22 protein-coding genes are annotated in these 21,504 nt (G+C 70.9%); 4 read left to right on the top strand and 18 right to left on the bottom strand.

All coding sequences use genetic code 11. The annotated features are described in order from the left end of the window. Positions 1-148: 148 nt before the first annotated feature. The gene (locus tag ACH34S_RS08780; RefSeq protein ID WP_395951965.1) at positions 149-1,168 is read left to right on the top strand and encodes an aspartate-semialdehyde dehydrogenase; all 1,020 of its coding nucleotides are present in this window, start codon (positions 149-151) and stop codon (positions 1,166-1,168) included. Between the two features lie 13 nt (positions 1,169-1,181). Here the strand turns inward: ACH34S_RS08780 and ACH34S_RS08775 are convergent, their stop codons facing one another. From ACH34S_RS08775 to ACH34S_RS08760, 4 genes are all read right to left on the bottom strand, one after another. Then, positions 1,182-1,400 carry a DUF2277 domain-containing protein gene (locus ACH34S_RS08775; protein ID WP_395951964.1) on the bottom strand — a complete coding sequence of 73 codons (219 nt, stop codon included), beginning with the start codon at positions 1,398-1,400 and terminating at the stop codon, positions 1,182-1,184. Positions 1,401-1,755: 355 nt separating this feature from the next. Further along, positions 1,756-3,297, bottom strand: coding sequence for a M28 family peptidase (locus ACH34S_RS08770; RefSeq protein ID WP_395951963.1), 1,542 nt, complete (start codon positions 3,295-3,297; stop codon positions 1,756-1,758). A gap of 103 nt (positions 3,298-3,400) precedes the next feature. Beyond that, positions 3,401-4,972: a M4 family metallopeptidase gene (locus ACH34S_RS08765; RefSeq protein WP_395951962.1), complete on the bottom strand. Its 1,572-nt coding sequence runs from the start codon at positions 4,970-4,972 to the stop codon at positions 3,401-3,403. 303 nt (positions 4,973-5,275) lie between these two features. Further along, entirely contained in the window at positions 5,276-6,304 is a 1,029-nt protein-coding gene (locus tag ACH34S_RS08760) for an alpha/beta hydrolase (protein ID WP_395951961.1), read from the bottom strand. A gap of 167 nt (positions 6,305-6,471) precedes the next feature. Here ACH34S_RS08760 and ACH34S_RS08755 point away from each other — a divergent pair, with 167 nt between their 5' ends. Continuing rightward, entirely contained in the window at positions 6,472-7,203 is a 732-nt protein-coding gene (locus ACH34S_RS08755) for an isocitrate lyase/phosphoenolpyruvate mutase family protein (protein WP_395951960.1), read from the top strand. Between the two features lie 52 nt (positions 7,204-7,255). Here ACH34S_RS08755 and ACH34S_RS08750 read toward each other — a convergent pair whose 3' ends face one another. Both ACH34S_RS08750 and ACH34S_RS08745 read right to left on the bottom strand, forming a co-directional pair. Continuing rightward, on the bottom strand, positions 7,256-8,971 hold the full coding sequence (locus ACH34S_RS08750) for a BCCT family transporter (protein WP_395951959.1): 1,716 nt from the start codon (positions 8,969-8,971) through the stop codon (positions 7,256-7,258). Positions 8,972-9,057: 86 nt separating this feature from the next. After that, the gene (locus tag ACH34S_RS08745; protein WP_395951958.1) at positions 9,058-10,482 is read right to left on the bottom strand and encodes a pyridoxal phosphate-dependent decarboxylase family protein; all 1,425 of its coding nucleotides are present in this window, start codon (positions 10,480-10,482) and stop codon (positions 9,058-9,060) included. 70 nt (positions 10,483-10,552) lie between these two features. Here ACH34S_RS08745 and ACH34S_RS08740 point away from each other — a divergent pair, with 70 nt between their 5' ends. Then, positions 10,553-11,500 (top strand): GlxA family transcriptional regulator, encoded by a 948-nt coding sequence (locus tag ACH34S_RS08740; RefSeq protein ID WP_395951956.1) that lies wholly within the window; start codon positions 10,553-10,555, stop codon positions 11,498-11,500. A gap of 206 nt (positions 11,501-11,706) precedes the next feature. Here ACH34S_RS08740 and ACH34S_RS08735 read toward each other — a convergent pair whose 3' ends face one another. The 12 genes from ACH34S_RS08735 to ACH34S_RS08680 form a co-directional block, all read right to left on the bottom strand. Next, positions 11,707-12,030, bottom strand: a complete 324-nt coding sequence (locus ACH34S_RS08735; protein ID WP_395951955.1) for a hypothetical protein — start codon at positions 12,028-12,030, stop codon at positions 11,707-11,709. Between the two features lie 184 nt (positions 12,031-12,214). Next, complete coding sequence (locus ACH34S_RS08730) at positions 12,215-12,991, bottom strand: alpha/beta fold hydrolase (RefSeq protein ID WP_395951954.1); 777 nt, start codon at positions 12,989-12,991, stop codon at positions 12,215-12,217. Continuing rightward, positions 12,988-13,650 carry a GntR family transcriptional regulator gene (locus ACH34S_RS08725; protein WP_395951953.1) on the bottom strand — a complete coding sequence of 221 codons (663 nt, stop codon included), beginning with the start codon at positions 13,648-13,650 and terminating at the stop codon, positions 12,988-12,990. Before ACH34S_RS08725 ends, ACH34S_RS08730 begins: the two co-directional genes overlap by 4 nt. Before the next feature lie 26 nt (positions 13,651-13,676). After that, positions 13,677-14,300 carry a malonic semialdehyde reductase gene (locus ACH34S_RS08720; RefSeq protein WP_395951952.1) on the bottom strand — a complete coding sequence of 208 codons (624 nt, stop codon included), beginning with the start codon at positions 14,298-14,300 and terminating at the stop codon, positions 13,677-13,679. After that, complete coding sequence (gene dapA / locus ACH34S_RS08715; protein WP_395951951.1) at positions 14,301-15,236, bottom strand: 4-hydroxy-tetrahydrodipicolinate synthase; 936 nt, start codon at positions 15,234-15,236, stop codon at positions 14,301-14,303. Between the two features lie 58 nt (positions 15,237-15,294). Then, positions 15,295-16,122, bottom strand: a complete 828-nt coding sequence (locus tag ACH34S_RS08710; protein WP_395951949.1) for an ABC transporter ATP-binding protein — start codon at positions 16,120-16,122, stop codon at positions 15,295-15,297. After that, positions 16,119-16,520, bottom strand: a complete 402-nt coding sequence (locus tag ACH34S_RS08705; protein WP_395951948.1) for a VOC family protein — start codon at positions 16,518-16,520, stop codon at positions 16,119-16,121. Before ACH34S_RS08705 ends, ACH34S_RS08710 begins: the two co-directional genes overlap by 4 nt. A 23-nt stretch (positions 16,521-16,543) precedes the next feature. After that, positions 16,544-17,302 (bottom strand): ABC transporter permease, encoded by a 759-nt coding sequence (locus tag ACH34S_RS08700; protein WP_395951947.1) that lies wholly within the window; start codon positions 17,300-17,302, stop codon positions 16,544-16,546. After that, positions 17,299-17,841 carry a VOC family protein gene (locus ACH34S_RS08695; RefSeq protein WP_395951946.1) on the bottom strand — a complete coding sequence of 181 codons (543 nt, stop codon included), beginning with the start codon at positions 17,839-17,841 and terminating at the stop codon, positions 17,299-17,301. The genes ACH34S_RS08700 and ACH34S_RS08695 overlap by 4 nt, the downstream gene beginning before the upstream one ends. 35 nt (positions 17,842-17,876) lie before the next feature. Next, on the bottom strand, positions 17,877-18,905 hold the full coding sequence (locus ACH34S_RS08690) for an ABC transporter substrate-binding protein (protein ID WP_395951945.1): 1,029 nt from the start codon (positions 18,903-18,905) through the stop codon (positions 17,877-17,879). A gap of 52 nt (positions 18,906-18,957) precedes the next feature. Continuing rightward, positions 18,958-19,905 carry a fumarylacetoacetate hydrolase family protein gene (locus ACH34S_RS08685; protein WP_395951944.1) on the bottom strand — a complete coding sequence of 316 codons (948 nt, stop codon included), beginning with the start codon at positions 19,903-19,905 and terminating at the stop codon, positions 18,958-18,960. A gap of 56 nt (positions 19,906-19,961) precedes the next feature. Continuing rightward, positions 19,962-20,480 (bottom strand): hypothetical protein, encoded by a 519-nt coding sequence (locus ACH34S_RS08680; protein ID WP_395951943.1) that lies wholly within the window; start codon positions 20,478-20,480, stop codon positions 19,962-19,964. Between the two features lie 120 nt (positions 20,481-20,600). On the opposite strand from ACH34S_RS08680, the gene ACH34S_RS08675 reads away from it, so the two are divergent. Then, on the top strand, positions 20,601-21,299 hold the full coding sequence (locus ACH34S_RS08675) for a TetR/AcrR family transcriptional regulator (protein ID WP_395951942.1): 699 nt from the start codon (positions 20,601-20,603) through the stop codon (positions 21,297-21,299). Positions 21,300-21,504: the final 205 nt, after the last annotated feature.

Genomic DNA, 21,504 nt, shown 5'->3' with positions numbered 1-21,504 from the left:
GGGAGGGCTCCCAGGCGGGCTCCGGTGGGCGGCCGTCCGGGGGCTTCCGTTTAGGAACGCTTGAACCCTCTGCGTAGGGTTATTGATTGGACGACCTGAGACGGCCTGGGCAACACTCCAGGTCACAGCGACTACCAGAGGGAGCGGCATGAGAATCGGGATCGTCGGGGCCACCGGACAGGTCGGCGGCGTGATGCGCGACATCCTGGCCGAACGCGGATTCCCGGTCACCGAGCTGCGGCTGTTCGCCTCGGCCCGCTCGGCCGGACGCACACTGCCATGGCAGGGCTCCGAGATCACCGTCGAGGACGCGGCGACCGCCGACTACTCGGGCCTCGACATCGTGCTGTTCTCCGCCGGGAAGACCACGTCGAAGGAGCTGGCGCCGAAGGTCGCCGCCGCCGGCGCCGTCGTGATCGACAACTCGTCCGGCTGGCGGATGGACCCGGAGGTGCCGCTGGTCGTCGCCGAGGTCAACCCGCACGCGGCGGCGCGCCGCCCCAAGGGGATCATCGCCAACCCGAACTGCACGACGATGGCCGCGATGCCGGTGCTGCGCCCGCTGCACGCCGAGGCCGGGCTGGCCGCGCTCGTCGTGTCCACCTACCAGGCGGTGTCCGGGAGCGGGCTCGCCGGGGTTGCGGAGCTGCACGACCAGGCGACCAAGGTCGTCCAGAACGCGGACCGGCTGACCCATGACGGCGCGGCGGTGGAGTTCCCCGAGCCGTCGGTCTACGTGCGGCCGATCGCGTTCAACGTGCTGCCGATGGCCGGGTCGATCGTGGACGACGGGCTCGCCGAGACCGACGAGGAGCAGAAGCTCCGCAACGAGAGCCGCAAGATCCTGGAGATCCCGGACCTGAAGGTCTCCGGGACATGCGTCCGCGTCCCCGTTTTCACGGGCCATTCGCTGCAGGTGAACGCCCGCTTCGAACGGCCGCTGAGCCCTGAGCGGGCGAGCGAGCTGCTGTCGGGCGCGCCCGGCGTCGTGCTGTCGGACGTCCCGACGCCGCTCCAGGCCGCGGGCCAGGACCCGACCTACGTGGGCCGCATCCGCCGCGACGAGACCGTCGACAACGGCCTCGCCCTGTTCTGCTCCGGCGACAACCTCCGCAAGGGGGCCGCGCTCAACACCGTCCAGATCGCCGAGCTCGTCGCCGCCGAGTAGGCCATACCCGGGGTCAGCTCGCCCGGCGGCCTCGGACTTGCAGGGAGTTCAGCAGGGCGGCGGTGCTCTGGGCGATCTCCTCGACGGCCCGGTCGAACGCCTCGGCGTTGTGGGACGCGGGCGCCCGGAACCCGGAGATCTTGCGGACGTACTGGAGCGCTGCCGCCCTGACGTCCTGGTCGGTCACGTCGTCGGTGAACGGCGGTCGAAGAGTCTTGATACTGCGGCACATGCCCCCATTGTGACCCGTGGGGCCGACATCCCGGTGGCGCGGGGGCGGGCGCTCGTCCAGGGAGGGTTTAAGGGCCCCGGGCCCCCGTCCGGCGGAGAGGCCGGACGAGGGCGCCAGGGGCCCGGCGGGGGGCGGGGCCCCGACTGGGCGGCGGCGATGCACGGGCCGGGCCGAGATTTCGTCCCGTGCGGCCGCCTTATGTCAGCCCTTGGGAGTGATGTCGGGCTGTCCAAAATTGGACCGTGACGGCGGGTCGGGTGTCAACGGATCCATTCGCCACTGGATTTTCAACATCGGTGAACGGGGCCATCGAAAATTCTGAAATGTCCCCTTGAGCTGGGTGAACGCGGGCGGCTCACTTGGTGATCTTGATGGAGTCCAGGCCGGCCTCGATGAGGCTCGCCGTGCCCGCGTCCGCGGCCTCCACGACGAGACGGACGTTCTGACCCGCATATGCGGAGACATCCGCCGTCTTCGTCTGCCAGACCGCCGCACGGTTCGCCGCGGCGCCCCGCTCGTCCAGGACGGTCGTGGACCCGTTCGGTCCCACGAGCCGCACCCGCAGATGGTCGTCCGCGGAGCTGTTGTTCAGGTGCCCGAGGAACCAGGAGAACGACAGCGTCTTCGCCCCGGCCGGCAGCGCGATCTCCGGCGACTGGATGCTGCTGGCGCCGCCGTCGAGGTCGTAGGTCCCGGCGGCGGACCCGGCCGCGGCGCCCGTGACGAGCGCGCCGGAGCCGCCCGCCGCGGCGAGCTGGAGCGCCGTCCCGGACCAGGTGGTCGGCTCCGGGGTGCCGTGCTCCCACGCGCCCCCCGTGGCCGTGTCGGCGCCGCCGAAGTCCGCCGTCCAGCCCTTGTCGGACTCGAGGTCGTCGGCGAAGACGGTGTCGCCGGGCTGCTGGGTGCCGCCGCCACCGGCCAGCGTCCAGACGGCGTGCGCGATGGCGTCGGCGTTGCGGTCGAGCGCCGTGTCGTTGATGTTGGCCGTGGTGTCGCACGACGCGTGGTAGCAGCGGTCGTAGGCGACGCCCGCCTGGCCGCCCCACTTCTGCGCCTGCGCGGTCGTCTTGCGTCCCTCGGCGCCGGTGAACAGGCCGCCGGCGGCGATCCCGTACTGGATGAACGGGCCGTAGTCGGAGCGGCCGTCGAACGCCGTGTCCTCGACGGGGACGTTGATCGACGCGAAGTGCTCGCGGAGGACCCTCTCGATCTCCGCGGACCCGGCCGGGCCGCCGCCCCCGCTCGTCCCGTCGCCGTCATAGGCGAAGTAGCCGGGGTTGGGAGAGCCGACCATGTCGAAGTTCAGATAGCCCTTGATCTTCGACCGCTCGGCCGCGGGCAGGTTGTTGACGTAGTACTTCGACCCGATGAGGCCGAGCTCCTCGGCGCCCCACCAGCCGAAACGCAGGTGCCTGTCCGGCTTGTAGCCCTCGCGGGCGACGGCGAGGGCGACCTCCAGGTTCGCGGCGGAACCCGAGCCGTTGTCGTTGATGCCGGGGCCCGCCGAGACGCTGTCGAGATGCGCGCCGACCATCAGGGTGTTGTTGACGTCGCCGCCCGGCCAGTCCGCGATCAGGTTGTAGCCGGTCGCGCCGAGGTAGGTGAACGACTGGATGGACGTCTGGTACCCGGCCGCGTCCAGCTTGCCCTTCACGAAGTCGATGGACGCGCGGAACCCGGGACGGCCGTGGGAGCGGTTCCCGCCGTTGCTGCTGGCGATGGTCTGCAGCTGCGACAGGTGTGCCTTGACGTTGGCGAGCGGGATGTCGGGCGCTGCGGCGCGTGCCGCAGGAGGCGCTGCCGGGGCCGCCGGGGATGCCGACGCGGCCGCGCCGGGCAGCAGGGTGGAGAGGGCCAGGGCGGCCGCCCCCAGAGTCGCCATGGTGCGCGATCTCATGCGTTGTTCCTCCTGGAGAACGGGCAAAGGGAGCGGCCCGCGACGGGGGAGCGGGCCCCGTCACGGGCCGCGGGTTACGAGATGGTCAGGAACCGGCCGTCACTCAGCAGGCGGGCTCACCGGACTGCGCCGGGACGCTCACCGCTGCCCACGCGGCCTTCACCGACGTGCACTCGGCGGTGGAGCCGGGGAACAGCTGCTTGGCGGCGTTGACGGTCGCCGTCCGGGCGGCCGCGTGGCTCCAGGCCGTCGTCTTCCGGTTCAGGCCCTCCATGAAGACCTTTCCGGCCTTCTGGATGCCGATCCCGGTGACGGTCGAGTTGTTGCACGTCGGGCTCGCCGGGGTCCCGTTCGAGCCCACGGCCAGCAGCACGAACCAGTGGTTCTGCGGGCCGGCCGCCTTGTGCACCTCGGTGCGCGGGATCGAGGACGAGTAGCAGTTCGGGTCGTTGTTGACCAGCGACGGGTTGTACATGTTGCGGATCGGGCCGCGGCCGACCAGGTCGACCTCCTCGCCGACCAGGTAGTCCGGCGGGTCGAGGTTCTCGGGCTCGTTGGCGTAGAACTCGACCAGCGCACCGAAGATGTCGCCGGCCGACTCGTTCATGCCGCCCTTCTCGTTGCCGTTGCCGCCGGTGGAGCCGCCGGGCGTGTTCTGGAAGATCCCGTGGCCGTTCTCGTGGCCGACGACGTCCATGCCCGTGGCCTGCTTGGTGCCGGCCTGGTTACGGCCGTAGTTGGTGTATTGGCCGTTCCAGAACGCGTTGGCCTGGTTCAGGCCGACGCGCATCGGGAAGCCGCGGCCACTGCCGTTCATGCCGTTGCGGCCGAGCCACTCCTTCAGCATGTCCCATTCTTTTTGGGCGGCGTGCATGGCGTCGACGCAGGCGGTCTCCAGGTCGGTGCCGCTGCCGTTGCCCCAGGCGCTGTCGGCGCCCGTGAACGTCTGGCCGTTCTGGCCGCCGCACGACAGGCCCGGGCGCGCCGGGTCGGTCATGGACGTCGCCGCGGTGCTGATGTCGACGGTGCCGTGGTAGTGGCTGCGGTCGTCGGCCACGGCCGCGGCTCCCGCGCCCGCGCCCGCGGCGGTGACCTCGTCGAACGTCCGGACGACCTTGCCGGTCTTGGCGTCGACGAACACGTGCAGCTTCGTCGGGGCCTTCTTGTGGACGCCGGTGACGACGGTCTCGTACGTGAGGCGTCCGGCACCGTCCGCCAGCACCGTCAGCTGCGGCGTGGAGGCGCTCTCGACCTTGGACACGCGGGCGCGGGAGGTCTTCGCGGCCTGCGCCGCCGAGATCTTCGCCGTCGTGTCGACGTCGAGCGCCTTGGTCTGGCTGACGGAGCTGCTCAGCACGGTGCCGCTCGCGTCCGTCGTGACGACGAAGTCGCCGCCGAACACCGGCAGGCCGGCGTGCGTCCGCGCGTAGGACACGTGCTGGAGGCCGTTCAGGGAGGACACGACTCCGAGGCGGAAGATGTCGTCCTCAGGCGCCGTCTTGTACGTCGACGGCTGGGCCGCGACGACGCGGTCGGCGGAGCCGGCGGCGAGCGTGCGCGGGTCGGGCTTGGCGGGGGAGGTGGTACCGGCTGTCGCACCTATGGCGGGGGCGGACAACGCCACGGCGAGGCAGGCGGACAGCGCCGCCGCCCCGATCGCGGTCTGGTGTCTCACGGGGGTGCTCCTTCCACGTGCCGGGCATGGCGCGGCACGTGGAGGACTTGTGGGAGCGCCTCCGCGCGAGCCGGCACCCGTCCGGCGGGGGGGTTGGGACGGGACAGCTCAACCAGGTGAGCTGTCCCGAAGTGCACTCCTAGTTATGAATTGTGTCAATGAGTCCAAGTGGGATTGGATTTTCAATCCATGGCGCGTAGTTAAGCGAAAACTCGAAACCCCGCCGCTGTGCAGCGCGGACGCCGCCGGGCGCCAAGGGGCGCCGAGGGGCGTCGCGGGGTGTCGAGGGGCGCCGAAGGGGCGTCAGGGGGCGATGGCGTGGCAGAGCCAGGCGAGGGCGAGGGGGTAGCGGTAGTCGATCCCGCCGTGGCCCGCGTCGAACAGCTCGAAGCGGATCACGTCCTCCTGGACGCCGGCGTCGAGGAGCGACTGGCGGAACGCCTGCGCGCCGACGTCCAGGAACCACTCGTCGCGCGTCCCGCCGTCGATCCAGATCGCCCGCTGCGAGCGCATCGCCTCGGCGTGACCCGGCACCATCCGGACCGGGTCCCACGCCAGCCAGCGGTCCCAGACGTCCGGGCGGAGCGTGCCGGTGACCGGGTCGAACGGCAGCTCGGGCGTGCCGTCCTCACGGGCGGAATAGCACAGCGCCATGGCCAGGACGTTGATCAGCTCCATGTCCTCGGGCTGGGTGAACGCGACGCGCCCCTTGAAGTCGTCCCACCAGCGCCAGATGTCGCCGTCGTACTTGCGCAGATGCCGGACGCACTTGGGGAACTCGGGCAGGTAGCAGTACTCGAACAGCGCGTCGCCCGCGTGCGTGGCGAGCGCGCCGAACAGGTCGGGACGCAGCATCGGCGTGATCATCGCGCCGTAGCCGCCGCTGGACTTGCCGCTGATCGCGCGGTGCCGCGGGGCGTCCAGCGTCCGGAAGTTGGCGTCCACCCACGGGACGACCTCGTCGCAGATGTAGGAGTGGTAGCGGCCGGTGCCGGGCGAGTCGACGAACTGGCTGCCGCCGTGCGCCGTCCAGGCGTCCACGAACACCACGATCGCGGGCGGGGCCTCGCCGGAGGCGAACACCGCGTCCGCGGTCTCCGGGAACGGCTGCCGGTACGGCATCCGGTTGCGCCACATCTCGATGTGCCCGGTGAACCCCTGGATCGCGTACACGCTGGGGTAGCGGCGCTCCGGCTCGTCGTCGTAACCGGGCGGGACGTACACCAGGACGGGCCGCTCGTGCGGGTCGCCCAGCGGGTTGCCGCGCAGCAGCTCGCTGCTGACGACGTGCTCTTCAAGGCGGCCGGCGAGCTCGGCGGACCACGGCAGCATGCGCACTCCCTCTTCCGGTTCGGCTGATCATCTCGACGCTAACCCAGCCCGCCCGGCGGGTGAACGCCCGGGACGGCGTCCCGCAGAATTGCCCGGCTTAATGTCCGGGGCGGATGTCACACTTCGGCGGTCTGTCTAGTCCATTCGATGAGGGGAAGGGAGAACCGATGACCGACAATGCCGCCGTACTCCGTGACCTGCACCGACCCGGTGACCCGCTGCTGCTGCCGAACGTCTGGGACGCGGGGAGCGCCACGACCGTCGAGGAGGCGGGCTTCCCGGCGCTCGCGACGGCCAGCGCCGCCGTGTCGGCGATGCTCGGCTATCCCGACCACGAGGGCGCGCCCGCCGAGGAGATGTTCGCCGCCGCCGGACGGGTGATCAGGGCCGTGTCCGTGCCCGTCACCGTGGACGCCGAGGCGGGCTACGGGCTGGCGCCGGGCGAGCTCGCCGAGCGGCTGCTCGCCATCGGCGCCGCGGGCTGCAACCTGGAGGACACCTACGGCGGGAAGCTCGCCGAGCCGGAGACGCAGGCCGAGTACCTCGCCGCCGTCCGCGCCGCCGCCGGTGACGCGCTGGTGATCAACGCCCGGACCGACACGTTCATCGCCCAGCTGCCCGACGCGGTCGACGCCGCGATCGCCCGGGGCCGCCTCTACCTTGAGGCCGGGGCCGACTGCGTCTACCCGATCACCGCGCCGCTGGACGCCGTCCCGACGCTGGTCGAGGAGCTGCCGGGCCCGGTCAACGCGAACCAGATGCCCGGCTCGTCCGTCGCCGCCCTGGCCGCCGCCGGAGTGGCCCGCATCTCCTACGGCCCGATGCCCTACCTCCGTGCCCTGGACGCCCTGAAGGAGTTCGCCACCCGCCTGAAGGAGGGCAAGAACCCCTACGCCTGACCCGGCACCCCGCGGCGCGGGAGAGGCCGCGGGGAGGCCGGGCAGCGGACGGTCACGGGCGCGGGGCGTCGGTGGGCGGTGGTTCGTCGTCCTCCGGGGAGGGCTGCGTCACGAGCTCGAAGTCGCCCTTGTGGCGTTCGGTGCCGGCGACGACCGCGCCCTCCAGCACCTCGGCGCCCTTGGTCTGGCGGCGCATCATCGGGTCGTCGCGGATGTCCTTGGCCAGCGAGAAGCACAGCAGGATCAGCACGATCGCGAACGGCAGCGCGCCGATGAAGGTGATGTTCTGGATGCCGCTCAGCGCCTTGTCCCCGCCGATCACCAGCATGATCGCGGCGACGCCGCCGGTCATCGCGCCCCAGAAGATGACCATCCAGCGGGCGGGCGAGGTCGAGCCGCGCTGCGACAGCGTGCCCATGACGATCGACGCCGCGTCCGCGCCCGACACGAAGAAGATCGCGACGAGGACCATCACGACGATCGCGGTGAGCAGCTCCCACGGCAGGTTGCCGAGGACGTTGAAGGTGATCTGCTCCTCCGAGCCGTCGCCGTACGGGTCGAGCTGCTCGTGCTGCTGGCGGATCGCCGTCCCACCGAAGATCACGAACCAGACCAGGCTGACCACGCTCGGCACGAGGATCACCCCGGCGACGAACTGGCGGATGGTGCGCCCGCGGCTGATCCGGGCGAGGAACATGCCGACGAACGGGGACCAGGAGATCCACCACGCCCAGTAGAAGATCGTCCAGTCGGCGAGGTAGTCCTGCATGGGCTTGCCGCCGGTCGCGCCCGAGCGCGACGCCATGTCGCCGAAGTCCCGGATGTACGCGCCGATCGTGGTGGGCAGCAGTTCCAGGATGAACACCGTCGGCCCGACGACGAACACGAAGAACGCGAGGACGGCCGCCAGCACCATGTTGATGTTGGACAGCCACTGGATGCCGCGGGCGATGCCGGACACCGCCGACAGGACGAAGCCGATCGTCAGCACCACGATGATCAGCACGAGGACGGTGGTGCCGAGCGACTCGATCCAGCCGGCCTCCTGCAGCCCGGTGCGGATCTGCAGGGCGCCGATGCCGAGCGAGGCGGCCGAGCCGAACAGCGTCGCGAACAGGGCGAGGATGTCGATGAGCTTGCTGAGCGGGCCCGTCCCGTGCCGCCCGATCAGCGGCACGAACGCCGAGCTGATCAGCTGGCTGCGGCCGCGCCGGTAGTGCCCGTACCCGATCGCGAGGCCGAGCACGGCGTAGATCGACCACGGATGCAGCGTCCAGTGGAAGATCGTCGTGGCCATCGCGGTCTCGATGGCCGGTTCGCTCTGCGGCGCGACGGTCCCGGGCGGCGGCTCCACGTAGTGCGTGAGCGGCTCCGCGATGCCGAAGAACATCAGCCCGATGCCCATGCCCGCGCTGAACATCATCGCGATCCACGAGATCGTCCGGAACTCCGGTTCCTCGTCCTCCCGGCCGAGCGGGATCCTGCCGTACCTGCTCAGCGCCAGCCACAGCGAGAAGATCACGAACCCGGTCGCGGCGAGGACGAACAGCCAGCCCACGTTCGCGAGGAGCCAGTCCAGGACGGACTGGGCCGTTGAGCTGAGGCTGTCCGTCCACACCGCGCCCCAGATCACGAACGCCATGGACAGCCCCGCGGTCAGGCCGTACACGATCCAGTCGGTGCGGGCCGGCCCCTCCGCCTTGAAGAGGGTGGAGGAATCGCCGGGTTCGCCGTCCCGCCCGCCGGATCCGATCTTGAGGGTCTTCATGACCCTCAGTCATTCCCGATTAATCACCGATCAGTTTCATGAGCAAGTAATTCGTTCCCGACCAGGGCCTCCGGCGCGCGGGGCCCTCATTTCCTCGCGTCGTTCACCGCCTGGACGAGTTCGCCGACATCGGCCGGCGTCGTCCGGTGGCTGATGACGCAGGCGCGGAGCGCGGCACGCCCGGCCACCTTCACGGGGCTGATCCACGCCCGCCCGCTGCCGACGACCCGCCGCGCGAGCGCGTCGTGGTGATCCCACGTCGCGTCGGCGGGGTCGGCGAAGCAGACGACGGGGAGCGGGGTGTCGTTGACGATGGTCCAGCCGGTGGCGCGGAGACGATCGCGGAGGTCGTCCGCGAGGGCCGCGTCGTGGTCGAGTTGCCCGGCGTATCCGGCGCGGCCCGCGACGGCCAGGCTGAGGAAGAGCTTCAGGCCCATGAACCTTCGCGACCACTGCTGGCTGGACGTGTACGGGTCGACGGTGTCGGGGACGTCGTCCGGCATGTAGGACGTGGTGACCCGGAACGTCTCCGCCAGCCCCTCGCCGTCGGTGGTCAGCAGCGCGCCCGCCCCCATCGGGACGCTCAGCCACTTGTGCGCGTCCAGGGTGATCGAGTCGGCGCGCTCGATGCCGTTCAGCGCCGGGCGCAGCCGGTCGGAGAGCGCCGCCGCGCCACCGTAGGCGGCGTCGACGTGGAGGCGGAGCCCGCGGTCGGCGCAGAGGTCGGCCAGCTCGGGCAGCGGGTCGATGGCTCCGGCGCCGGTCGTCCCGGCGGTCGCGACGACGAGGAACGGAAGGTCGCCGTTCGCCCGGTCCTCCGCGACCCGCCGGGCCAGCGCCTGGACGTCCAGCCGCAGGTCAGGCCCGGTGGGCACGAGGTGGACCGCGTCCCGCCCAAGCCCCGTGGCGTGCGCGATCTTGAGCCAGGCCAGGTGGCTCTCCGCGGACGCGTACATCACCGGGCGGCCGGGCAGGGCCCGCAGGCCGTCCTCGCCGTACCGGGGCCACGTCCGGGTGAGCGCCAGCAGCACGCCCGTCAGGTTCGCCTCCGCACCGCCGCTGGTGAAAGACCCGGCCACCTGCTCGGGCGGGTAGCCGAGCCGTCCGCCGAGGAAGCGCAGCAAATGGGCCTCGATCTCGACGGCGGCCGGGGCATGCGACCACGCCGCCATCTGCGGGTTGAACGCGGCCGCGAGCGTCTCCCCGACCACTCCCATCAGCGTGGGAGTCGGGTTGAACAGGCCGAAATAGCGCGGATGCGTCGTGTGGACGGTCGTCGCGCGAAGCAACCCCGCGACTTCGTCGATCACATCTTCCGGCGACACCGGGCGCCCGAAGTCGTAGGCGCCGATCGCGGCCCGCAGCCCTCTGACGTCGACCGGCGCGCTCACGTCCCGCCCGGCGATCTCCGCGCGCTCGCGTTCCAGCAGCTCGACCACATGCCGCCACACCCGCTCGGCGGCCGGCGAGGCCGGATCGAAGGAGCCCCGCCCATCAGGGAAATCGTCCATGCCCTCAGCCTCGCGCCGCCGGGGCGGCGGCAGAAGTGGCACAAGCGACCATCATCGCTAAATTTGTGACATGCACAAGCTCGCCGTGGCCGTGACCGAGGGTGTGCCGATCTTCGAGTTGGCGATCCCGTGCGAGGTGTTCGGCTACGAGCGTCCGGGCCTCGCCGGCTGGTGGTACGACTTCCGCCTGTGCGCACCCGCCGGAACGCGCACCGCCGCCGGATTCGCCGCCCACACCCAGCACGGGCTCGATGCGCTGGCCGACGCGGACACCGTCGTGATCCCCGCCTGCGCGAACGTCCTCGACGACCAGCCGCCCGACCTGGTCGACGCCGTCCGCGCCGCACACGCCAACGGCGCCCGCATCGTGGCGCTGTGCACGGGCGCGTTCGTCCTCGCCGCCGCCGGGCTCCTCGCCGGCCGCCCGGCCACCACCCACTGGATGCACGCCGACCAGCTCGCCCGCCGCCACCCGGAGGTGCGGGTGGACGCGTCCGTCCTCTACGTGGACGACGGCGACATCCTGACCAGCGCGGGCACCGCCGCCGGGCTCGACCTGTGCCTGCACGTCGTCCGCACCGACCACGGCGCCGCCGTCGCGAGCGCGCTCGCCAAACGGCTCGTCATGCCCGCGCACCGTCCCGGCGGCCAGGCCCAGTACATCGACGCGTCCGTCCCCGTCCAGGCCCCGGACGAACTGGGCCCGCTCCTCGACTGGGCCCGCGGCCGCCTCCACGAGCCCCTGACCGTCACCACCCTGGCCCGCCGCGCCAACGTCACCCCGCGCACCCTGATCCGCCGCTTCCACGCCACGACCGGCACGACCCCGATGGCCTGGCTGCGCGGCATCCGGATCGACCACGCCCGCGAACTCCTGGAGACGACGTCCCTTCCCGTCGACCAGATCGCCCGGCGCTCGGGCCTCGGCACCCCCGCCAACCTGCGCCACCACTTCACCCGCGTGGTGGGCGTCCCCCCGACCACCTACCGGCGGGCCTTCTCCGCCCGAATCCGCTAGCGCCGCCGAGTCGCCCACTGAAGCTCGATGAGGCCGAGCCAGGCGTCCTGCCTGCCCGTCCGGCAGGCGAACGTCAGGCCCGCATCGCCACCCTCCCCGCGCACGGTGTGAATCCACGCATCCTCCCAAGGGGACAGCCCTTGATCTCGGCCTGCTCCAGGCGGAGAGGCGGACGATCAAGGGCTGTTCCGGTCAGCGGCCGGGCGTCATCCCCGGGTCTGGTGCGTGACGAAGACGGTCTGGTGGATGCTGCAGGTCACGCTTGAGACGGAACTCGCCGGCACCCACGGCCCGAAGCAATCGAGAATGCCGAGGAAGGGGACGTCCTGCCGCGCCCACACGCGGTGCTCTCCGGTGCCGCCGGTGCACGTGCTCTCGTAGTTCTGGCCGTTGACCTGCCTGCCGGCGCAGCCGGTCGGGGCGGCCGCGGCGGTGGGCGCGGTGCCCACCAGCGCCGTCGCGGCGGCGACGCCGGCGAGCGAGATCATCGCCGTCCGCCTGCCGATCTGCGATACGCGTTTGCCCTTCATGTTTCCGTCCCTTCACACAGTGGGGTCGCGCCGCCCGCGCCTCCGGTGACCGAGGCATCACGTCCACCCGACCGCGAGCGATCGCCCAACGTTCGTGTCCGGGCGGACGCCGGATGACCGATCGATCGGATTTCTCAGGCCGGGTGGTGGTGCCTTCGGCCGCCGGCGACCTGGCCGACGGGTGTCAGGGCGAGGTCGTGTGGCGGGCTATCAGAGCCGCCAGGGCCTCGGGAGCCTCCAGCTCGATGACGTGGCCCAGGTCTGGGAGGAGGACCAGTTCCGAGCCGGGGATGGCTTCGGAGATCGGGCGGGCGTGGTCCTCCGGTGGGGCGACCTTGTCGGCGGTGCCGCAGACGATCAGGGTCCGGGCCTGAATGTGCGGGGTGTAGGTGAAGATGTCGCCGCCGGCCAGGACGTGGGCGGCTTGCATGTACGCGGCGGGGTCCAGCGCTCGGGTCGCTTCCTTGACCGCGTGGAGGGGGCCCGGCGCGTTGCCCGCGATGAGCTGAGGGGCCCGGGTCTCGGCCATCCGGGCGGGGCCCAGGGCTATCAGGTCGGCGCGGGCGGTCAGTTCGGCCTGGCGGGTCTCGGGTGTCCGGCCCGCGCCGGTGGCCGGGGCGGTCAGCAGGAGCGACTCGACCCGGCCGGGGTGGGCGGCGGCCACCGCGGCTGCGATCAACGCGCCCATCGAGCTGCCGACCAGATGCCAGGCCGGGAGGGCGAGGCGGTCAAGGAAGGCCACCAGGGCGGTCGCGTAGTCGGTGACCGCCGGGTGGGCGGTGGGCAGTGGGATCGAGCCGCCGTAGCCGGGGGTGTTCGGGGCGATGCCCTGGTGGGTGGGGGCCAGCAGGGCCAGGACGTCGCGGAACGCGTCGGCGTTGGAGCCGATGCCGTGCAGGCAGACCACGGCCGGGGTCCCGGCCGTGCCCGTCCGGACGTACGTGACCGGCTCGTCGCTCACTTGTGCAGGCTCTCGCGCAGGTAGCCGATGACGTTGACCGACGAGTTGGCGATGTGGGAGTACATGGCGGCGTAGGCGGCCTGCGAGTCCTCCTGGAGGATGGCCGCGAGCAGCGCGCCGTGTTCTGCGTAGGAGTTCTTCATCCGGTCGTTCGTGATGTAGAACTGCGGCACCCGGAACGGCGCCGTGCGATGCCGCAGCCCGCGGACGATCTCGAACAGGGCGTGGTTGCGGCTGCCCTGGTAGATCGCGTTGTGGATCTGCTCGTTCAGCCGCGCGTAGCCTTCGTGGTCGCCGGCGGTGACGTACGACTCGGACTCCTCGTGGAGCAGTTCCAGCCGCCGCCGTTCGATCACCGTGAGCCGTACCGCGCACAGCCGCGCGCACAGCGCCTCGATCTCGGCGAACGCCTCGAAGAGCTCCTCCAGCTGCTCGGCGTCGATCTCGGCGACCCAGGTGCCCCGGTTGGGGCGGATCTCGACCAGCCCCGTGCCGCTGAGCTCGCGCAGCGCGTCGCGCACCGGTGTACGGGACACGTTGAACTGATCGGCGAGCTGCAGTTCCTCCAGCCGCTGCCCCGGTTTGAGCCGGCCGGAGACGATGTCCTCCGCGATCCGCTGCCGGATTTCCTCCGACCTAGTCCCAGCGATGTGGACCATCCTCCATATCGATGTCGAATTCCCGGCTACAGAAGCGTGCAGGCTTCGTCGAACGGCAGCCGGGGAAGCCTCGGGAACTGCGCGGCACGATCGGCGTAGCCGAGGTTGCACAGGAAGTTGACCCGCGTCTTCCGGTCGGGAAAGAAATCCCTTTCGATGACTTCTGGGTCGAAACCCGACATCGGCCCGCAATCTAGACCCAGTGCCCGGGCGGCAAGGATCATATACGCTCCCTGCAGGCTGGAGTTCCGGAATGCGACTTCCCGCCTGGCCTCCTTCCGCTCGTCCCCCGCGTGGACGGCGACGAGATCGGGCCGCCCGGGGAAGAGTTCCGGCCCCCGGAGATGGAAGTCCTCTGCCCAGCCGACGATCACGGTGACCGGTGCCTCCCTCGTGCGCTCCACGTTCCCCGGATCGAGAGCGCGAAGCAACCGTTCCTTGGCCTCGTGTCCCCGCACAAAGGTGAATCGGGCCGGACAAAGGTTGCTTGCGGTCGGGCCGAATTTCACCAGCTCGTACAGTTCGCGCAGCAGCCGGTCGGGGACGGGACGTCCCACGAACCGGTTCGCCGTCCTGGCCCCGGTGAACAGGCGCTCCAGCACATGATCCGCGAGAGCGCCCGGTGCGGCCGCGTTCATCACCTCCGCCATTCACACCCCGCTTGTCGCCGGAACGGCGTCCCGCTCGAATTCCCTGATCTCCTCCACCACGGCGGTGAGCCGTGCCCGGCGCTCGGGCGGCAGCGGGGAGATCGGGGCGCGTGCCGGGCCGGGGTCGAGGCCCACGACCGCCATCGCCTCCTTGATGACCACCGGGAACGAGCCCAGCGCCCAGGCCCGGCGCAGCGGCGCCAGCGCGTCGTTGATCCGGCGCGCGGTGGCCAGGTCGCCCGCCCGGACGGCGTCGTACATCCGGCACACGAGCCGCGGGAACACGTTCGCCGCCGGGGAGATCGCGCCCGCCCCGCCGTGCGCGAGCAGCGCCATCGTGATGGTGTCGCGGCCGGAGAACAGCAGGCAGCCGCCCGGCTCGGTGAGCAGGTACTCCACGCCCTGGCTGAGGTCGCCGCTGCTGTCCTTGACGCCGATGATGTTGCCGGAGCGGGCGCAGTCCGCGTAGACGTCGGGGGTCACGTTGACGCCCGTGCGCGGCGGGTTGTTGTAGAGCAGCACGGGCAGCGCGCTGGCGGCGGCGACCGTCCGGAAGTGCTCGGCCAGCTCGCGGCCGGACGGCGCCAGGAAGTACGGGGTGATCACCATCGCGACGTCCACGCCGATCGACTCGGCCGCCCGGGTCAGCGCGATCGACTCCCGCGTGGAGACCGCGCCGGTGCCCGCGTACACCGGGACCCGTCCGGCGACCGTCTCGACGGTGATCTCCATCAGCCGCAGCCGCTCGGCCGCGTCCAGGACGTAGAACTCGCCCTGGCTGCCGGCCACGGAGATGCCGTGCACGCCCGCCGCGACGTAGCCCTCCACGAGCTCGCGGAACCGCCCCTCGTCGAGGTCGCCGCCCGCGCCGAAGGTGGTCGGCGTGGCGGTGACCACGCCGTGGAGGCGCTCGCGCGTCCGGTCCTGCTGGTTCAAGGTCGTTCCTCCTGCTTCAAAGTCGTTGCCGCTGCTTCGAGGCCGTCCTTCCGCGCGGCTACGTGACGCCCATCAGGTGGCTCAGCCGCTGGGCGGCCTCGGTGAACTCGGGTAGCGCCCGCGTGGTCGACGGGTCGCGGGGACGGGCGATGTCCACCCGCAGGTCCTCGACCACGGTGCCGGGACGCTGGGACATGACGATGATCCGGTCGGCGAGGAACACCGCCTCGGCGATGCTGTGCGTGACCAGCAGCACGGTCTGCCGCAGCTCCTGCCAGATCCTCAGCAGCTCGACGTTGAGCCGGTCGCGGGTCAGCGCGTCGAGGGCGCCGAACGGCTCGTCCAGCAGCAGGATGTCCGGGCGGCACACCAGCGCCTGGCCCAGCGCGGCCCGCTGCCGCATGCCGCCCGACAGCTCGTGCGGGTGCTTGCCGGCGAACCCCGACAGGCCGAGCATCTCCAGCATGGGCGGCACCCGGCCGGCGATCTCCGCCTTGGGGATCCCGGCGAGCTTGGCGCCGAGCCCGACGTTCGCCTCGACCGTCCGCCACGGGAGGAGGTTGTGCGTCTGGAACACGACCCCCAGGCCGGGCGGGGTGCCGTCGACCGGACGGCCCTGCACCTCCACCTGCCCGCCCGGATCGGCGTCGACCAGCCCGGCCACGATGCGCAGCAGCGTGCTCTTGCCGCAGCCGCTCGGGCCCACGATCGCCACGAACTCCCCGGCCGGGACGGTCAGGTCGATCGGGTCGAGGGCGCGCACGTCCTCGCGGCCCCGGAAGGTCTTCGCCGCCCCGGCCAGCCGCACCGCGGCCGGGGCGTCGGGCGCGGCCGTCCCCGCCGCTTGCGGGGACGGCTCCAGGACCCGCCGGGTGGACCGGGTCATCGGGCCGCTCCCACCCAGCCGTTCTCGGAGATGTCGAAGATCACGCCGTCGGGGTCGCGGTACTTGGCCTCGTAGTAGAGGGAGTCCTTGGCCAGCGGGAGGTCCATGAAGAACCGCCCGCCGTTGGCCTCGATCAGCTTCCCCTGCTCGTCGAGGTCGTCGCACCAGAAGCCGAAGTGGTGGACGCCGACGTACTCCTTGCCGCGTTCCAGCCCGGCGGCCTCGTCGGTCTTGTAGTTCAGCAGCGCCAGGCAGACCGTGCCGTCGGTCAGGTAGACGCCGGACGCGATCGGCGACTCGGTCTCGCCGGCGACCTCCATCTCGAACGTCTCGCGGTAGAACTTCGACGCGGCCTCAAGGTCGTTGACCGCGATCGCGATGTGCCGCAGCTTCGCCACGGGGATCAGCTCCAATCAGATTTTCAGGCGGCCGCTCGGCCCCGCCACCACACCAGGCGGCCGAGCAGCTCGATGACGCCGTACAGGACGAAGGACAGAAGGGTGACCAGCAGCAGGGAGGCGAACACCAGGTCGGTGCGGTTGCTGGACGCGGCGGACTGGATCAGCATTCCGAGCCCCTCGTCCGCGCCGACGAACTCGCCGACGATCGCCCCGATCACCGCGAGCGGCATCGCGACCTTGCAGCCGTCGATCACCGCGGGCAGCGCGTACGGGACGCGCAGCTGCGCGAACGTCGCCCACCGGGACGCGCGCAGCGCCCGGAAGTGCTCCTCCAGATGGGCCGGGGTCCCGGCCAGCCCGCCGAGCGTGGAGATCGCCACCGGGAACAGCGCGAACAGGAAGGCCATCAGCACCTTCGAGCCCAGGCCGTACCCGAACCAGATGACGAACAGCGGCGCCAGCGCCACCTTCGGCAGCCCCTGAAGGGCGACCAGCAGGGGGTAGAGCGTCCGGCGCAGGAAGGCCGACCCGTAGATCAGCACCGCCAGCAGCAGCCCGCCGGCCGCCGCGAGCAGGAAGCCCAGCAGCACCTCCCGGGAGGTGATCCAGAGGAAGTCGGTCAGGCTCGACCGGGCCGTCCACCCCGCGGACAGGACGTCGCTGAAGGTGGGCAGCAGGTAGGCCTTGACGTTCAGCGCGCCGGGCAGGAACTCCCAAGCGGCCAGGATGACGGCGACCAGCAGCACCGGTTCCGCCACCCTGAGCGCGCGGCGGATCATGGGCGGCCCTCCGCCTTCTCCTCATAGAGGGCCGGGGCCGGGACGCGGAACCGCTCGAACCGCCACTGGTCGTACGCCTCGACCGTGTCGTCCCACACCTGCGCCGTGTGCGGGTGGTCGGCGTCGACCTTCACCATGTCGGCGTAGAACTCGACGTAGTTGCCGTCCGGGTCGAGGAAGACGAGGAAGAGGTTCTCGCCGGGCCCGTGCTTGCCGATGCCGCGGACGATCTCCACGTCCCGCTCGGCGAGGAAGTCGGCGGCGGCCTCCAGCTCCTCCAGCCCGCCGACCTCGTAGGAGAAGTGCTCCAGCCCGGCGCGCTCGCCGACCCGGCGCGGCGCCGCCGCGGCCTCCTCGGGGGGAAGCTGGGCGAGGCCGAGGTCGTGATGGTCGGGCCCGCAGCGCAGGAACACCATCTGGTCGGCGATCCAGTCGGACACGGTCAGCCCGACGATCTCGGTGTAGAACTCGACGGACTTGTGGATGTCGCGGACCTGGAGCACCAGGTGGCCGAGCTTTCTGGGACGTGCGGCCGGCATCGCGGTCACCTTCCTCGCGGGGTCTGACGTGGCTCTCACTTGAGGTGGTCGTTGGTGTAGACGTCGGTCGGCGCGATCTCCCGCTTCACCTGGAAGGCGCGCCGGATCGTCTCGACGGTCGAGGTCATCCGGGCCGCGTCGAACCAGCCGAGGCCCTGGGACGCGGTGCGCGGATCGTTGATCAGCTTGTTCATGTCGGTGGCCTGCTGGGTCAGGACCTTCGGGTCGAGCTGCGGGTTCTTCGAGGCGATGTACTCGGCGACCTTCTCCGGGTGCTCGCGCATGTAGGCGTAGCCCTTGTAGGTGGCGCGCAGGAACGCCTTCACCAGCGCCGGGTCCTGCTGGATCCGCTGCGTGGACGTGACGATCCCGTTGCCGTACATGTCGAGCTTGTGGTCGCGGTACTCGATCCACTTGATGTTCTTGCCGGCCTGCTCGGCCAGCTTCAGGACGTTGGCGCGGTTGCTCGCGGCCCAGCAGTCGTCCAGGTCGGTCTTGCCCTGGATGAAGGAGGTGTCGACGACGGCCGGGTCCATCTTGAGCAGCTTGATGTGGTCGCGGGGGAGCCCGTTGGCCTCCAGCCACACCGGCAGCAGGCTCTGGATCGGGGACGTGGCGCCGCCGCCGAGCACCAGGCCCTTGAGGTCCTGCAGCGTGTTGATCTGGTGCTTGCCGGCGTCGTAGCACAGCCCGCCCGGCCACACGGTGTTGAGCGCGCCGACCATGACGGCCTTCCCGCCGGCGGCCCGGTTGAGGATGACGCTGACCGGGTCGCCGTAGCCGAAGTCCCACTTGCCCTGGTCGATCTCGTTGACCGTGCGGGTGCCCCCGTATCCGCGCACGGCCTCGACGTCGAGGCCCTCGGCCTTGTAGAAGCCCTGGTCGATCGCGGCGAACACGCCGCCCGTGCTGCCCTGCGGGAAATACGCCAGATTGAAGGTGATCTTGCGGAGCGGCTTGCCGGATTCGGCGGCGCCGTCCGAACCGCACCCGGCCAGCGCCAGGATCAGCGCCGCGACCAGCGCGACGATCGGCACCGGACGCCGTCGGTCTGCTTTTCTCATGGGGACTCCCACATGGATGGACGAAGGAAGAAGCACCACCCCCGATGACCGGTCAGCGGACCGGGTTCTCCAGGGCCCCGATGGCCTCGATCTCGGCGCGCATCACGTCGCCGCTCTTGAGGTAGACGCCGCGTCCCATGCCCACCCCGTCGGGGGTGCCCGTGGCGATGAGGTCGCCCGGCCGCAGCGTGAGGATCCCGGACAGGTACGCGATCTGCTCCGCGATGGTGAAGATCATTTCGCTGGCCTTGGCGTCCTGCATGACCTCGCCGTTGACGGCGAGCCGCAGCGTCAGCGACTGCGGGTCCGGCATGCACCCGGCGGGCACCAGCCAGGGCCCGAGCGGTGCGAAGGTGTCGAAGCACTTGCCGCGGAACCAGTCGAACTTGAACGGGAAGTCGTCCCGCATGTTGAGGTCGCGGGCCGAGACGTCGTTGATGATCGTGTACGCCACGACATGGTCGAGGGCCTCGTCCACCGGGATGTTCCGGCCGCCCCCGCCGATCACGGCGGCGAGCTCGACCTCCCAGTCGACCTGCTCGGACGACTCCGGCATCACCACGGTCTCGCCGGGGCCGATGACGCTGGAGTCGGCCTTCATGAACACGTACGGCTGGCTGTTGGCCTTCGCCGCCAGCACCGTGCCCATCTCGTCTGCGTGGTCGAGGTAGTTGGAGGTCGCGGCGAAGATCCGGGCCGGGCGGTAGGGCGCGGCCAGCAGGTCCGCGCCGCCGGGGATCTCGGTCAGCGCGTCCGGGCGGGCCTGGGCGGCGGCGGCCAGGGAGCGGAGCGCGTCGAGGGTCCGCGGCCAGTCGGCGAGCAGGTCGTCCACAGCGCCGGCGAGCGCGTCGCCGCCGTGGCCGAGGGCGTCGCGCGTTCCGGCCAGGTCGTAGATCCGCCCGTGGTCGAGGACCAGCGCGGGACGGAGCGCGCCATCCGCCCCGGAACGGTACGAGGCGAGCGCGAACCAGTCCACATCCGCTTCATTTCGTGTGCTCATAGCTCAGTATGTATACATGTGGCGCTCTGAGCGTGCAATAGGTCACACGGGATTTCTCAGCCGAGGGTCACGGCGAGGAGGGCGATGGCGGATCCGGCGAAGACCGTCGTGTTGCGCACGTATGTCTGCGCGCGCACCCAGCCGGGGAAGGCGTTCTCGGCGGCCTTGAGGAAGGGCGCGACCTCGACGCGGGCCAGCTCCGGGTCGTTCTTGCGGCGGAAGGCGGCCGTCACCGACCTCACCGCGGTGAGGTTGCTGTAGACGATCCCGAGGTTCATGAGGATGACCAGGGACGAGAAGACCCAGGTCAGCGGACGGGCCAGGTCGGCGCCCGCGAGATTGAGAACGGCGACGGCGGTCATGATCGCGGCGACGGTCGCGGGCGCGGCGGTCTCGTGGCCGCTCGCGTCGAAGCGGAGCCTGTTCTCCTCCAGGACCTCAGGGCGGACGTTCTGGCGCCGGAGCTCGGCCACGGCGGCGGCCTTCGCGGCGGGCCCGAAGCGGTGGCGGACGACCGGGATGCTGACGAAGGCGACGGCGACGAGCAGCTGCATGGCGGCGGCGAGGACGTTCATGACAACTCCCTGACTTGTACTTAGTTCAAGTGGCGGACGAGCATGACCGTAGCCCAGAACTTGAACTAAGTACAAGAACTGACTTGAACTTAGTGAAAGCGCCTGCGTACGGTGGTGGTCATGCCGCGCGACACGCTCACCCGGGACCGCATCGTCCGCACCGCCGTCGAGTTGCTGGACGCCGAAGGACTCGAAGGCCTGAACATGCGCGCCCTGGGCAAGCGGCTCGACTCCGCGGCCACGGCCATGTACTGGCACGTCAAGAGCAAGGACAACCTCGTCCTGCTGGCCACCGACCAGGTGTGGGGCGAGCTGGCCCTGCCGGACCCGGCGGCGGCCGGGTGGCGCGCCGCGGTCGCCGCCATGGCCGCCGACCTCTACGGGATGTTCACCCGGCACCCCTGGCTGGTCCAGGCGTTCGCCGCGCACATCGTCTACGGGGAGGGCAAGGCCCGCCACGACGATCACCATCTGGCCGTGTACGAGGCGGCGGGCTTCACCGAGGCGCAGGCGGACCAGGCCGCCGCCGCCGTGTTCACCTACGTGCTGGGCAACGCGGCCGGGGCCGCCGCGGCCGCCTCACACGGCCGCAGGCTCGCCCGGGAGGGCGGCAAGGCCGACGAGCAGCTCCACGAAGCCATGGCCAAGGCGCAGGAGATCGCCATGGGCTACCCGCGCCTGCGCGCCCGCCTGGACACGCCGGCCGCGGCCGACTACGCCGCCGGGCCTGGCGACGCCTTTGAATTCGGCCTCCAGGCCCTCCTCGACGGGCTGGAGCGAAGGGTCAGGGAGCGCGATGGCGCCCCAGAGCCTGGATGATCGCGGCTTCGACCGGGGCGGACGTCCCGGGTCGCCATCCATTAACGGTCTGGGTAGCAGGTAAGGGCTGGTCGTCCGAAATCAGCGGGTCGATTTGTGTGGTTCTTGTCACAGAGATCGACCGCTGTCCCCGCTGGATGCCCTGGAGAACGTGTTCGGCCGCTTTTGCCGCTGTTGCCGGGTATGACGTTTCGTGTTCATCTAT

The organism is Actinomadura sp. 3N508 (assembly GCF_044326375.1).
Classification (GTDB): Bacteria; Actinomycetota; Actinomycetes; order Streptosporangiales; family Streptosporangiaceae; genus Spirillospora.
Note: the sequence above shows the minus strand (reverse complement) of the source record. Positions and strands in the feature narration are given on the sequence as shown.